Annotated in this window: 13 protein-coding genes; 10 read left to right on the forward strand and 3 right to left on the reverse strand. The window is 72.7% G+C overall.

Features of this window, described 5'->3' with window-relative positions; translation table 11 throughout:
• Positions 1 to 42: 42 nt before the first annotated feature.
• Positions 43 to 1,422, reverse strand: coding sequence for a glycosyl hydrolase family 18 protein (locus ACSNN9_RS24605; RefSeq protein ID WP_436675593.1), 1,380 nt, complete (start codon positions 1,420 to 1,422; stop codon positions 43 to 45).
• Between the two features lie 230 nt (positions 1,423 to 1,652).
• Here ACSNN9_RS24605 and ACSNN9_RS24610 point away from each other — a divergent pair, with 230 nt between their 5' ends.
• The 3 genes from ACSNN9_RS24610 (at position 1,653) to ACSNN9_RS24620 (ending at position 4,508) form a co-directional block, all read left to right on the forward strand.
• Positions 1,653 to 2,768 (forward strand): M24 family metallopeptidase, encoded by a 1,116-nt coding sequence (locus ACSNN9_RS24610; RefSeq protein WP_436675594.1) that lies wholly within the window; start codon positions 1,653 to 1,655, stop codon positions 2,766 to 2,768.
• Positions 2,765 to 3,907 (forward strand): acyl-CoA dehydrogenase family protein, encoded by a 1,143-nt coding sequence (locus ACSNN9_RS24615; RefSeq protein ID WP_436675595.1) that lies wholly within the window; start codon positions 2,765 to 2,767, stop codon positions 3,905 to 3,907. The genes ACSNN9_RS24610 and ACSNN9_RS24615 overlap by 4 nt, the downstream gene beginning before the upstream one ends.
• Positions 3,908 to 4,001: 94 nt before the next feature.
• Positions 4,002 to 4,508, forward strand: coding sequence for an Lrp/AsnC family transcriptional regulator (locus ACSNN9_RS24620; protein ID WP_436675596.1), 507 nt, complete (start codon positions 4,002 to 4,004; stop codon positions 4,506 to 4,508).
• Here the strand turns inward: ACSNN9_RS24620 and ACSNN9_RS24625 are convergent.
• On the reverse strand, positions 4,438 to 5,049 hold the full coding sequence (locus ACSNN9_RS24625; RefSeq protein WP_436675597.1) for a histidine phosphatase family protein: 612 nt from the start codon (positions 5,047 to 5,049) through the stop codon (positions 4,438 to 4,440). The genes ACSNN9_RS24620 and ACSNN9_RS24625 overlap by 71 nt on opposite strands.
• Before the next feature lie 165 nt (positions 5,050 to 5,214).
• Here ACSNN9_RS24625 and ACSNN9_RS24630 point away from each other — a divergent pair, with 165 nt between their 5' ends.
• A complete protein-coding gene (locus ACSNN9_RS24630; protein WP_358093626.1) occupies positions 5,215 to 5,409 on the forward strand; it encodes a CsbD family protein in 195 nt (64 codons plus the stop codon).
• A gap of 132 nt (positions 5,410 to 5,541) precedes the next feature.
• Here ACSNN9_RS24630 and ACSNN9_RS24635 read toward each other — a convergent pair whose 3' ends face one another.
• Entirely contained in the window at positions 5,542 to 6,948 is a 1,407-nt protein-coding gene (locus tag ACSNN9_RS24635; RefSeq protein ID WP_436675598.1) for a KamA family radical SAM protein, read from the reverse strand.
• Between the two features lie 124 nt (positions 6,949 to 7,072).
• On the opposite strand from ACSNN9_RS24635, the gene ACSNN9_RS24640 reads away from it, so the two are divergent.
• From ACSNN9_RS24640 to ACSNN9_RS24665, 6 genes are all read left to right on the forward strand, one after another.
• Positions 7,073 to 8,152, forward strand: coding sequence for a zinc-binding alcohol dehydrogenase (locus tag ACSNN9_RS24640; RefSeq protein WP_436675599.1), 1,080 nt, complete (start codon positions 7,073 to 7,075; stop codon positions 8,150 to 8,152).
• Positions 8,153 to 8,157: 5 nt separating this feature from the next.
• Entirely contained in the window at positions 8,158 to 9,726 is a 1,569-nt protein-coding gene (locus ACSNN9_RS24645; RefSeq protein WP_436675600.1) for an amidohydrolase, read from the forward strand.
• Positions 9,727 to 9,793: 67 nt separating this feature from the next.
• On the forward strand, positions 9,794 to 11,380 hold the full coding sequence (locus ACSNN9_RS24650; RefSeq protein WP_436675601.1) for a lysine 5,6-aminomutase subunit alpha: 1,587 nt from the start codon (positions 9,794 to 9,796) through the stop codon (positions 11,378 to 11,380).
• Positions 11,377 to 12,153, forward strand: coding sequence for an OAM dimerization domain-containing protein (locus ACSNN9_RS24655; RefSeq protein WP_436675602.1), 777 nt, complete (start codon positions 11,377 to 11,379; stop codon positions 12,151 to 12,153). Before ACSNN9_RS24650 ends, ACSNN9_RS24655 begins: the two co-directional genes overlap by 4 nt.
• Positions 12,150 to 12,542: a hotdog domain-containing protein gene (locus ACSNN9_RS24660; protein WP_357876475.1), complete on the forward strand. Its 393-nt coding sequence runs from the start codon at positions 12,150 to 12,152 to the stop codon at positions 12,540 to 12,542. Before ACSNN9_RS24655 ends, ACSNN9_RS24660 begins: the two co-directional genes overlap by 4 nt.
• A partial coding sequence (locus ACSNN9_RS24665) for a glutamate mutase L (RefSeq protein WP_436675603.1) occupies positions 12,539 to 13,610 on the forward strand: 1,072 nt, incomplete at its 3' end. The genes ACSNN9_RS24660 and ACSNN9_RS24665, both read left to right, overlap by 4 nt.

Raw genomic sequence — 13,610 nt, forward strand, 5'->3', positions numbered from 1 at the left:
CGGGACCCCGTCCCGCCGAGCGGTGACGGGGTCCCGGGTCGCTCAGGCGGGCAGCCGCCAGACCTGGTTGGCGCCGCCGAAGCAGTCCCAGATCTGCAGCCGGGTGCCGTCGGCGGAGCTGTTGTCGGTGGCGTCGAGACACTTGTTGGCCTGCGGGTTGCGCAGCGTGCCGTTGGACTGGGCCTGCCAGACCTGGGCGCCGGTGCCGTTGCAGTCCCACAGCTGCACCTTGGCGCCGTTGGCGGTGGAGCCGCTGGCCACGTCGGCGCACTTGCCGAGGGCGCGCAGGGTGCCGTCGGTGCCCACCGTCCAGTTCTGGGCGGCGGTGCCGTTGCAGCCGTAGAGCTGCACGGCGGTGCCGTTGGCGGTGGCGGCGGCGGCCACGTCGACGCACTTGCCGCCGATTCCGGTGATCGGGCCGGTCCGCCCGACGGGCGGCGGGGTGGTGCCGCCGGTGGCGGTGTCGTAGATGGCGCTGACCAGGGAGGTGGCCCCGGTGGTGTCCTGGCTGAGTTCCCAGTTCATCACGCCGCCGGCGTTGGCCATGGCCCACTGGGTCTTGCGCTTCACCGTGGGGATGCCGTTGTAGCACTGCTGGGTCCCGCCGACCGTGGTGCAGTCACGGTTGGCGTTGGCCGGGTCCATGGCGACCAGGGAGGCGTAGGTGTGGTAGCCGGGTCGGCTGTAGAACGGCACGCCGAGCACCGCCTTGCGGGCGGGCAGTCCCCGGGACTTCCAGTAGTTGACGGCGTTGATCGACCAGTCGTAGTTGGCGTGCGGGCTGCCGCCGTCGTACGCCATGATGTTGAGCCAGTCCACGTGGCCGAACACGGCCGGCTGCACGCCCTCGGCGTACCAGCCCTCGGAGACGACGGCGGCGGTGAGCAGCTTGCCCCGGCTGTGCAGGGCGCCGGCCAGCTGCTGCATCAGCGCCGTGTAGTTGGTGGCCGAGGCGCCCGGGTCCGGGTACTCCCAGTCCATGTCGACGCCGTCGAGGTTGTACTGGTTGACGAAGTTGACCACGTTGTTGACGAACGCGGTACGGCTGCCCGCGTTGGCGGCGAGCGCCTCGAAGGCCGAGTCGTCGCCGTTGTTCCAGCCGCCGATGGCGATCGACACCTTGACGTTGCTGGCGTGGCCGCGGGACACCAGCTGGGAGAGCTTCGCGGGGTTCTCCACCGGGCGGAGGCTGCCGTCGCCGTTGGGCAGCACGAACGCGTAGTTGACGTGGGTGAGCTTGCCGTACTGCACGGCGTTGACGTCGCCGGACCAGGACGGCAGGTAGCCGACGCTGCGGAAGTCGTTGGGCAGCACGGCGGCCTGCGCGGGGGCGGGGGCCAGCGTGAGGGTGGTGGCGGCGGTGGCCAGGGTGAGCAGGCCGGCGGCGAGGGCCGACCTGAGGCGGGACAGCGATGAGGGCATCGGGGCCTTCCCGTGGGCGGGTTGCGGCCGTGCCGCCCGCGCCGACGGCCGCAACGATCAGGCGCCGTGCGCGGGCGTACGGGTGGGGACGGGGGGTGGAGATCCTCGAGGCAGCCAAATCCTAAGGAGTGTTAACTGTGACGTCAACGATGATGTTCGATGAATAGGCGGCGCTTCCGGGCGCGCCGGGCGGGCTGGGGCCGCTCCCGAACGACCGTTAAGCTGACCGGGTGGGATCCGGCGAGCTGTATCCGCCCCGGCGGCTGACCGACGCCCAGCGCGCCACCGCCGCCGCGGGCCTGGACGCGCTGCTGCTGACCCCCGGCTCCGACCTGCGCTACCTGACCGGCTACGACGCGCACGAGGGCGAGCGGCTGACCTGCCTGGTGCTGCCCGCGCAGGGCGAGCCCACCCTGATCGTGCCGACCCTGGAGCGGCCCGCCGCCGAGGCGTCGCCGGCGCCGGCCACCGGCGTACGCATCGTCGACCACGCCGACGGCAGCGACCCGTACCCGCTGCTCGTCGCCGCGCTCGGCGGACCGGTGGCGGCGGTCGGCCTGGCCGACCGGATGTGGGCCGAGCAGGTCCTGGCCCTGCGCGCGGCGCTGCCCGGCGTCGCCCAGCGGCTGGCCTCCGAGGTGCTGCGCGAGATGCGCCTGCGCAAGTCCCCGGCCGAGGTCGCGGCGCTGGCCGAGGCGGGCGCGGCGATCGACGCGGTGCACGCGCGGATGGGGGAGTGGCTGCGGCCGGGCCGCACCGAGGCGGAGGTCGGCGCCGACATCGCCGCGGCGATCCGGGCCGCCGGCCACGTGAGCGTGGACTTCGTGATCGTCGCCGCCGGTCCGAACGGCGCCAGCCCGCACCACGGCACCTCCGACCGCCCGATCGGCGCCGGCGAACCGGTCGTCGTGGACATCGGCGGGACCATGCCGTCGGGCTACCGTTCCGACTGCACCCGCACCTACGTCGCCGGTGCCCCCGCGCCGGCCGAGTTCGTCGACTACTACGCGGTGCTGCACGCCGCCCAGCGGGCCGCGGTGGCCGCGGTCCGCCCCGGGGTCACCGCCTCCGACGTCGACGCGGCAGCCCGGGAGCCGATCGCCGCGGCCGGCTTCGGCGCGGCGTTCCTGCACCGCACCGGCCACGGCATCGGCCTGGACGGCCACGAGGAGCCCTACGTGGTGGCTGGCAACGCCCGCCGCCTGGAGCCGGGGATGGCGTTCTCCGTCGAGCCGGGCATCTACCTGTCGGGCCGCCACGGCGCCCGCATCGAGGACATCGTCGTCTGCGCCACGGACGGCGTGCAACGGCTCAACACCATCCCCACGGAGCTCATCGCGCTATGACTGTCGACCGGATCCTCCCCACCGACGAGGCCCACGACCTGCTCGACCTCGCCACCGAACTCGCCGACCGGGAGCTCGCGCCCCGGGCCGCCGGGTTCGAGGAGCGCGCGGAGTTCCCCCGCGAGGTGCTGCGCACCCTCGGGCGCGCCGGCCTGCTCGGCCTGCCCTACCCCGAGGAGTACGGCGGCGCCGCCCAGCCCTACGAGGTCTATCTCCAGGTGCTGGAGATCCTGGCCGGCCGCTGGCTCGCGGTCGCCGAGGCGGTCAGCGTGCACACCCTGTCCTGCTACCCCCTGGCCCAGTTCGGCACGGACGAGCAGCGCAAGCTGTTGCCCGACATGATCGGCGGGGAACTGCTCGGGGCGTACTGCCTGTCGGAGCCGCAGGGCGGGTCGGACGCCGCCGCGCTGACGACCAGGGCCGTGCGCGACGGCGACGCCTACGTGGTCGACGGCACCAAGGCGTGGATCACCCACGCCCAGGTGGCGGACTTCTACGACATCTTCTGCCGCACCGGCGGCCCCGGCCCGAAGGGCATCTCGTGCCTGCTGGCCGACCGCGCCACGCCCGGCATCGTGCCGCAGGCGGCCGAGCGGACGATGGGGCTGCGGTCCTCCCCGGTGGCGCAGATCGCCTTCGACTCGGCCCGGGTGCCGGCCGAGCGGCTGATCGGCGGGGAGGGGGCGGGCTTCACCATCGCCATGTCCGCCCTGGACTCGGGGCGGCTCGGCATCGCCGCCTGCGCGGTCGGGCTGGCCCAGGCCGCGCTGGACTACGCGGTCGGCTACGCCCGGGAGCGGCAGCAGTTCGGCAAGGCGATCATCGACTTCCAGGGACTGGGCTTCACCCTCGCCGACCTGGCCACCCAGATCTCCGCGGCCCGGGCGTTGACACTGGCCGCGGCCCGGCTGCGCGACGCCGGCCGGCCGTACTCGACCGAGGCGGCGAAGGCGAAGCTCTTCGCCACCGACGTGGCGATGCGGGTGACCACCGACGCCGTGCAGGTGCTCGGCGGGGCCGGCTACGTGGCCGACCACCCGGTGGAGCGCTACATGCGCGAGGCCAAGGTGCTCCAGATCGTCGAGGGCACCAACCAGATCCAGCGGCTGGTCATCTCCCGGGCCCTGGCGAAGGGCTGACGGACGGCCGCCCCGCCGGCGCGGCACGTGTGTCGCGTCGCGCCGGCGGGCCGCGTCGTCGCCGGGAAGCGGTTTTCCCGGTAGGTTGCACGCCGTGGAGGAGATCGACCGCGCCATCGTCGCCGCGCTGACCGCTGACGGTCGGCTGTCGTACACGGATCTGGCGGAGAAGGTGGGCCTGTCGGTCTCCGCCGTGCACCAGCGGGTGCGCCGCCTGGAGCAGCGCGGCGTGGTCAAGGGGTACGCCGCCCGGGTCTCCTTCGAGGCCCTCGACCTGCCGCTGACCGCGTTCGTGGCGATCCGGCCGTTCGATCCGTCGCAGCCCGACGACGCGCCGGAGCGGCTGGCCCACCTGCCCGAGATCGACTCGTGCTACTCCGTGGCGGGGGAGGACTTCTACCTCCTGCTGGTGCGGGTGGCCAGCCCGGCCGACCTGGAGCGGCTGCTCCAGGAGATCCGGACGGCGGCGAACGTGACCACCCGGACGACGGTGGTGCTGTCGACGCCCTACGAGAACCGGCCGCCGAAGATCAGTGCCGAGCCCCCGACTCGGGCGCGTTCGCGGGCGCCGGGGGAACCGGCTGGTTCCAGCGCAGGATGACCCGTCGGCCGTGCTCGTGGCCGAGGACGCTGAGCGTGGCGGTGTCCAGCCGTAGCAACCCGCCGGCGGACGGCGGCAGGCCGACCCAGCGGGCGCCGAGCACACGCAGGCTGTGGGCGTGCCCGACGAGGGCGACGGTGCCCCGGTCGAGCAGCGGGTGGACCCGGGCGAGCACCCGGTCGAGGCGCTCGCCGACCTGGTTCGGGGACTCGCCGCCGGGGCAGCCGTCGGTCCAGATGGACCAGCTGGGGTGGTCGTCGCGGATGTCGGCGGTGGTGCGCCCCTCGTACTCGCCGTAGTTCCATTCGGCCAGGTCGTCGACCGTGCCGGTGACCGTGAGGCCGGCGAGGCGCGCGGTGTGCACAGCCCGGGCGCGGGGGCTGGCGAGGACCGCGGCGAAGCGCCGGCCGGCGAGGAACCGGCCGAGGGCGCGGGCCTGCCGCTCGCCGTCGGGGGTGAGGTGCAGGTCGGTGTACGAGGTGTGCCGGCGCGTGGCGCTCCAGGTGGTCTCGCCGTGCCGGATCAGCAGGATCTCTCCCATTCGTCCAGTCAACCAGAAGCCCTTACCCGCCGTTCACCTAGTGTCCTAGGATGCCCTAGCGGGTGTGGGGCCCGCCACGACGGCACAGAGACGTTTCCGGCAGCCAGAGCCGCGCACCCGATCGGCGAGGGCCGGGGGAGGCCCGGCCCGTGCGGAGGAGGCGACATGGGCTTCACCGACAAGGCGAAGAACAAAGTCGGCCAGCTGGCCGGCGCCGCCCGGCAACGGTTCGGCGGCGCCACCGACAACGAGCGGATGCGCGGGGAGGGTGCCGCGCAGCAGAGCGACGCGCGCGCCCGGCAGGCCGGGGAGCACCTCAAGGACGCCGGTCGGGACGTGAAGGACGCCTTCACGAGGTGACCCGTGGGCGACGTGGCGATCCTGCCGGGGTGGCCACCTCGCCGGACGGGCGTCTCCCGGGCCCGCCCGGGCCGGGAAACGCGTCACCCCCGAGCCGATGGTCGGCCCGGGGGTGACGCGGCGTGCTGGTGGTCAGTCGTTGCGGTGCTCGGCCCACCACTGCTGCCCGGTCTCGGGCAGGGTGTCGATCGGGTCGTAGTAGGCGTGGCGCTTGTTGAGCGCCTCGGCGTCGGCGGACTCGATGGAGGTGCGGTAGTTCTTCGTCCAGTACGAGATGCCGCGGTCGCGGTCGTACTCGGTGAGCATGTGCACCCAGCGCTTGCCGACGAAGGGGACGTCGCAGACGATGCGCGGGGTGGCGTAGCCGGGCAGGTAGCCCATGATGTCGTGCTGGAGCTGCTGGGCGTGCCAGACCGGGACCCGCCAGTGCTCGGCGTTGGGGATCATGTCGCACATGTAGAAGTAGTACGGCAGGATGCCGGCCTCGCCCTGGAGGGCGAAGCAGAGGTCGAGCAGGTCGGGGGCGGTGGCGTTGACGCCGCGCATGAGCACGCCCTGGTTGCGGACGTCGCGTACGCCGACGTCGAGGGCCGTCTGGGCGGCCCGGGCGACCAGCGGGGTGAGCGACTGGGCGTGGTTGACGTGGGTGTGGATGGCCAGGTTGACCCCGCGTCGGGCGGCGGTGCGGGCGACCCGTTCGAGGCCCTCGACGACGTCGGGCTGGAGCCAGTGCTGGGGCAGGCCCATGAGGGCCTTGGTGGCGAGGCGGATGTCGCGGATGGTCTCGATCTCGAGCAGCCGCATCAGGTAGGACTCGAGGTTCTTCCACGGGACGTTGGCCACGTCGCCGCCGGAGACGACGACGTCACGGACGCCGGGGTGGGCCTTGAGGTAGCCGATGTGGGCGTCGTAGCGGTCGACGGGCTTGAGGGTCAGCTTGAGCTTGTCGACCGCGGGGGTGGAGTTGCCGACGAGGTCCATGCGGGTGCAGTGCCCGCAGTACTGCGGGCAGGTGGAGAGCAGCTCGGCGAGGACCTTGGTGGGGTAGCGGTGGGTGAGGCCCTCGGCGACCCACATGTCGTGTTCGTGCAGGGAGTCGCGGCTGGCGTACGGGTGGGAGGGCCAGTCGGTGCGCCGGTCGGAGGCGACGGGGATCATGTAGCGCCGGACGGGGTCGGCGAGGAACGCCTCGGTGCTCATCGGCGCGAACGGCACCATGGTGTTGATCATCTGCGGCGGCACCAGCATGGACATGGTGGCCAGGGCCTGCTGGTCGGCCTCGAGGTCGGCGTAGAAGGTCTCGTCGACTCCGTCGCCGAGGACGGTGCGCAGCTGCTTGATGTTCTTGACGCAGTTGACGCGCTGCCACTGGGCGTTCTCCCACTGGTCGCGGGTGACGTGCCGCCAGCCGGGGAAGCGGGTCCAGTCGGGTTCGACGAGGGGCGCGCGGCGGTATTCGTAGGGCTGTCCGGCGGTGGGGACCGCGACCGGCGCGGGGCGGGGCGCAGGCAGGGTCTCCACCGGTTGGGTCTGGGTCACGGCCCCTCCTCGATGTGGTGCGATTGATCAGCGACCCCGAAGGCTACTGGAAAATATTCGGTGAAGAAATTAGTCTGCCGGAAGTTTTCCCGCTACGCGAGCCCTGGTCGGGGCTTCGAGCGGCATGACAGGGGAGGTCGGCGTGACGTCACCGGTGGGTCTGCACCGCGTTGTCGAACCGGCGGGGGTGCTGCCGCAGGCCGCGTGGCGGCTGGACGCGAGTCCGGAGATCGCGCCGAACGAGGTGCGGATCCGGGTGGAGCGGTTGAACCTGGACGCGGCGAGCTTCCGGCAGCTGTGGGAGAAGCACGGCGGCAACGGCGACGCGGTGCGCGCCGAGGTCCTGGAGATCGTGTCCGCCCGGGGGAAGATGCAGAACCCGGTGACCGGGTCCGGTGGGATGCTGATCGGCACGGTGGAGGAGGCGGGGCGGCGTTCCCCGCTGGGGTTGACGGCGGGGGAGCGGGTGGCGACCCTGGTGTCGCTGACGTTGACGCCGCTGACGATCCTCGACGGCCTGGCCCGCTGGGACGGGCGCAGCGAGCAGGTGCCGTGCGACGGGTACGCGATCCTGTTCGCCCGGTCGATCGCGGCGGTGCTGCCGGCGGATCTCGATCCGCAGCTGTCCCTGGCGGTGCTGGACGTGTGCGGGGCGCCGGCGCTGACGGCGCGGGTGGTGTCGCGGTACGTGGCGGAGCGGGAGCGGGCGGGGGATCCGGTGCCGGTGCGGGTGGCGGTGATCGGTGGCGCGGGCAAGAGCGGGTCGCTGTCGTTGGCCGCGGCGCGGCGGGCGGGTGCCGCCCGTACGGTCGGGGTGGTGCCGGTCGTGGCGGAGCGCGACGCGCTGGCGGCGGTGGGTCTGGCGGACGCGGTGGCGTTGGCCGACGCCCGGGACCCGGTGACGTTGTCGTCGGCGGTGACGACGGCGTTGGGGGCGCCGGCGGACGTGACGGTGGTCTGCGTGGACGTGCCGGGCTGTGAGCACGGCGCGGTGCTGGCGACGGCGGATGGCGGCACGGTGGTGTTCTTCTCGATGGCGACGAGTTTCGCGGCGGCGGCGTTGGGGGCGGAGGGCCTGGCGGCGGACGTGACGATGCTGGTGGGCAACGGGTACGTGCCGGGGCACGCGGAGTTCGCGCTGGGTCTGCTGCGGTCGGAGTCGGGGGTGCGGGCGTTGTTCGAGGCGCGTCTGGCGGCAGACTGATGGTCATGACGAACCCCTCGACTCTGTACCGCGGCGGGACGCTGCACTGCCCGGCCGATCCGAGCGCGACGGCTCTGCTGGTCACCGACGGCCGGATCTCCTGGCTGGGGGTGGACGCGGACGCGCCGGCCGCCGACCGGGTGGTGGATCTGGACGGGGCGTTGGTGACGCCGGCGTTCGTGGACGCGCACGTGCACGCGACCGACACGGGGTTGGCGTTGTCGGGGCTGGACCTGTCGGCGGTGCGCTCGGCGGCGCAGCTGCTGGACGCGGTGGCGGGGTTCGCGGCGGGGTTGCCGTCGGACGCGGTGGTGCTGGGGCACGGCTGGGACGAGTCGAGCTGGTCGGTGCCGGAGTTGCCGGACGCGGCGGCGCTGGGCCGGGCGGCCGGGGGGCGGCGGGTGTACCTGTCGCAGGCGTCGATCCATTCGGCGTTGGTGTCGGTGGCGTTGCTGGGGGCGTGTCCGGAGGTGGTGTCGGCGGCGGGGTACGACGCGTCGGGTTGGTTGCGGCGCGACGCGCACCACGTGGTGCGGGCGGCGGCGTTCGCGTCGGTGACGCGGGCGCAGCGGGCGGCGGCGCAGCGGGCGGCGTTGGCGCACGCGGCGTCGTTGGGCATCGCCGCGGTGCACGAGTGTGGTGGTCCGGAGATCTCCGACGAGGAGGACTTCACGGGGCTGTTGGCGCTGTCGGGCGACGGGGTGGCGGAGGTGTACGGCTACTGGGGCGAGCTGCTGGGTGCGGCGCGGGCCCGGGAGCTGGGTGCGGTGGGGGCGGGGGGTGACCTGTTCGCCGATGGGGCGTTGGGGTCGCGTACGGCGCACGTGTCGCGGGACTACCTGGACGGTGACGGGGGTTGCGGGCACGGTTACCTGAGTGCGGAGCAGGTGCGGGATCATCTGCTGGACTGTGCGGCGCACGGTGTGCAGGGTGGGTTCCACGCGATCGGTGACGCGGCGATCTCGACGGTGTTGGAGGGGTTCGCGGGGGCGGCGGAGAAGCTGGGCACGGACCGGGTGCGGGCGGCCCGGCACCGCATCGAGCACGCGGAGATCATGAACAAGCGGTTGATCGCCGGGTTCGTGGAGTACGGGATCGTGGCGAGCATGCAGCCGGCGTTCGACCGGTTGTGGGGTGGTGCGGGTCGGATGTACGAGTCGCGGCTGGGGTTGGACCGGTCGTTGGAGTCGAATCCGATGGGGGCGATGCACGGCGTCGGGGTGTCGTTGGCGTTCGGGTCGGATTCGCCGGTGACGCCGCTGGATCCGTGGGGTTCGGTGCGGGCGGCGGTGTGGCACCACAGCCCGACGCAGCGGATGAGTGTGCGGGCGGCGTTCGCGGCGCACACCCGTGGCGGGTGGCGGGCGGTGCGGATGGACAGCGAGGGTGTGCTGGCGTTGGGGGCGCCGGCGACGTTCGCGGTGTGGTCGACGCCGGCGGGGGTGGACCGGGGGTTGCCGGTGTTGTTGGCGGCGGATGTGGAGGCGCGTGGTCCGCAGGACCCGACGCCGCTGCCGGTGTGTCGGCGCACGGTGTTGCGCGGTGACGTGATCTTCGAGGAAGGGTCTTCGTGAGCGAGCGAACCATCGGTACGGCACGGGGGGCGCGTGGCGCCGTCGCCGGGCGGAGCGGGGTGACGGCGTGACGGGCAAGCTTGACCTGGATGCGCGGCTGGTGGCGCGGGCGCGGGAGTTGGCGCGTCGCGCCGGGCAGCCGGTGGTGGATCTGGCGCGCAGCCACACCACGGTGTCGGTGGAGCGTGCGGTGCTGCGGCTGGCCGGGGTGAGTGGCGCCGATCCGGACGGCATTCCGTGGGTGAACCGGCTCGTGGACGCGGTGGTCGCGGACGTGGGGTTGGGGCACGGGGTGGCGCTGCCAGTGTTCGACGCCCTGGCGCGGGAGCAGATCAGCGACGTGACGTTGCTGGCGCAGAAGGCGGCGGCGGGGTCGGTGCGGTTCGAGCAGCCGACGGGTAGGGCGGCCACCGCGGCACGCAGGGCGGCCCGTAGGGCGGTCGGGGCGGGGATCCGGTCGATCGACCGGCGGCGGGCGGAGCGGGACCGGCTGGTGAAGCGGTTCGGGGATCCGAAGCAGCGGCCGTGGATCTACCTGATCGTGGCGACGGGCGACATCTACGAGGACATTCCGCAGGCGCAGGCGGCGGCGCGGGCGGGTGCGGACGTCATCGCGGTGATCCGTTCGACGGGGCAGTCGTTGCTGGACTACGTGCCGGAGGGGGCGACCCGGGAGGGGTTCGCGGGCACGTACGCGACGCAGGAGAACTTCCGGTTGATGCGGGCGGCGTTGGATCAGTCGTCGAGGGAGTTGGGCCGGTACGTGCGGCTGACGAACTACGCGTCGGGTCTGTGCATGCCGGAGATGGCGACGTTGGCCGGCCTGGAGCGGCTGGACATGATGTTGAACGATTCGATGTACGGGATCCTGTTCCGTGACATCAACCCGATCCGTACGTTCGTGGACCAGCGGTTCTCGCGTCAGGTGCACGCGCGGGCGGGGATCATCATCAACACCGGTGAGGACAACTACCTGACCACCGCGGACGCGGTGGACGAGGCGCACACGGTGACGGTGTCGCAGTTGCTCAACGAGTTCTTCGCGCACGAGGCGGGGTTGGCGGACTGGCAGCTGGGGTTGGGGCACGCGTTCGAGATCAATCCGGACGTGCCGGAGTCGTTCCGGCTGGAGTTGGCGCACGCGTTGCTGGCGCGGGAGTTGTTCCCGGACGCGCCGTTGAAGTGGATGCCGCCGACGAAGCACATGACCGGTGACGTGTTCCGGGGGAACCTGCTGGACGGGTTCTTCAACCTGGTGGGGACGATGACCGGTCAGGGGATCCTGCTGGTGGGGATGATGACCGAGGCGGTGGTGACGCCGTGGTTGTCGGATCGGGACATTGCCCTGCAGAACGTGCGGTACGTGCTGGGTGCGGCGGGTGGGTTGCACGAGGACTTCGTGCCGGCGCCGGGCGGGTTCATCCAGCAGCGGGCCAACCGGGTGCTCGGTGAGGCGGTGGACCTGCTGGAGCGCATCGGTGAGCAGTCGCTGTTGACGGCGATCGCCGAGGGCACGTTCGGGATCATGAAGCGGCCGGCGGACCGGGGCAAGGGGTTGGCGGGGGTGGCCGCGCACGAGGCGGACTACTTCAATCCGGCCACGGAGATCCTGGAGGCGCCGGCGGTGGCGGGTGGAGAGGTGGCGGGGGCGTGAGCGCCGTCGAGGCCGGCGGGGACGCCGGGAAGAGGATCGTCCGGCCGTACGGGGACACCACCGGTGACGGCATGGTGCAGGTGTCGTTCACGTTGCCGGTGCCGCACGACAAGCGGGCCGAGGGCGCGGCGGTGCAGTTGGCGAACAAGATGGGCATCGACCCGGCGATGCTGGTGCACGCCAAGCCGATGGGTGACGGGTTCACCTTCTTCGTGGTGTACGGGCGGGTGAACCATCTGGTGGACCTGTCGGCGGTGCAGGTGGTGGAGCGTGACTTCCCGCTGTTGTCGGCGAAGGAGGTCAACGCGGTGGTGAAGCAGCGGTTGCGGCGCAAGTTGTCGGTGGTGGGGGCGTGCATCGGCACGGACGCGCACACGGTGGGCATCGACGCGATCCTGAACGTCAAGGGCATCGCGGGGGAGAAGGGCCTGGAGTACTACCGGGAGTTGAAGGTCACGAACCTGGGTGCGCAGGTGAGTGTGCCGGAGTTGGTGGAGGCGGCGCGGGTGGAGCGGGCCGACGCGGTGCTGGTGTCGCAGGTGGTGACGCAGCGCGACGCGCATCTGCACAACACGCGGGAGATGTCGGCGGCGTTCCGGGAGGCGATGCCGGCGGGGAGGCGGCCGTTGCTGATCGTGGGTGGGCCGCGTTTCGACGAGACGATGGCCGGCGAGTTGGGCGTGGATCGGATCTTCGGCCGGGGGACGACCCCGGGTGAGGTGGCGAGTTACCTGGTGCACGCGTTGATCACGGAGAAGAAGGCGAAGGCATGAGTGATTCCCGGGTGGGTCTGACGGTCGTGCACCGGCGCTACGTGCCGTATTCGCACGCGCACTACGCGGGCAACCTGGTCGACGGGGCGTACGCGTTGGGGTTGTTCGGGGACGTGGCGACGGAGGTGTGCATCCGCACCGATGGCGACGAGGGGTTGTTCGCGTCGTACTCCGACGTGCAGTTCCGCGCGGCGATGCGGGCGGGTGACGTGTTGGAGGTGACGGCGACGGTGACCCGGGTGGGCACCCGTAGCCGCACGATCGACTTCGTCGCGCGGGTGGTGTGTCGGGGTCGTCCGGATCGGGGGGAGTCGGCCGCGGAGGTGCTCGAGGAGCCGATCGTGGCGGTCACCGCGACCGGCACGGTGGTCGTTCCGCCGGTGGCGTGAGGTACGCGGTCTGCGCCGACGTCGGGTCCACGTACACGAAGGTGGCGGTGGTGGACCTCGACGCGGGCGCGTTGGTGGCGGCGGCGTCGGCGCCGACGACGGTGGGCACGGACGTGCTGCACGGCCTGGACGCGGCGGTGGCGGCGGCCACGGCCGGTCTGGCGGTGGGTGGGGTGCCGTGGTACGTGTGCTCGTCGGCCGGGGGTGGGTTGCGGTTGGCGGTCGTCGGTTACGAGCGGCTGGTGACCGCGCAGGCGGGGCGGCGGGTGGGTCTGTCGGCGGGCGCGAACGTGGTGCACGTGGCGGCGGGTCGGCTCGGTGCGGCGGAGCTGACGGCGTTGCGGGCGGCCCGTCCGGACGTGGTGCTGCTGGTGGGTGGCACCGACGGCGGTGACGCCGAGACGTTGACGCACAACGCGACGCGGTTGGCGAGGGCGCGCTGGCGGGTGCCGGTGGTGCTGGCCGGCAACGTCGACGTCCGTGACGGCCTGCACGCCGTGTTGGCGGGGGCGGGGGTGCCGGTGACGGTGGCGGAGAACGTGCTGCCGCGCATCGGGGTGCTGGCGCCGGCGTCGGCGCGGGCGGCGATCCGGGAGGTGTTCCTGCGGCACGTGATCGGTGGCAAGCGGCTGTCGCGGGGGTCGCGGTTCGCGCGGCTGGTGCGGGCGGCCACCCCCGACGCGGTGCTGACCGGCGTGGAGGTGCTGGCCGACGCCCTGGGTGGTGATCTGGTGGTGGTCGACGTGGGTGGCGCCACCACCGACGTGTATTCGGTGCTCACGCCGGACGAGCGGGCTACCGGGCCGGGGCGGGAGGTGGCGGGGTCGCTGTGGCGGGCCCGCACCGTCGAGGGGGATCTGGGGATGCGGTGGAGCGCGCCGGGTGTGGTGCGGGCGGCCGTGGAGGAGCGGTTGCTGAGCGACGCGGAGGGCGACGACCTGGCGGCGGGGGCGGCGGTGCGTGCCGGCGATCCGGGGTTTCTGCCGTCGCGGGACGCGGACCGGGCGGTGGATGCCCGGATCGCGGCCTTGGCGGCGACGGTGGCGTTGCGCCGGCACGCGCGGGGGG

The sequence above is a fragment of the Micromonospora sp. URMC 107 genome, from assembly GCF_051386315.1.
Taxonomy (GTDB): Bacteria; Actinomycetota; Actinomycetes; order Mycobacteriales; family Micromonosporaceae; genus Micromonospora.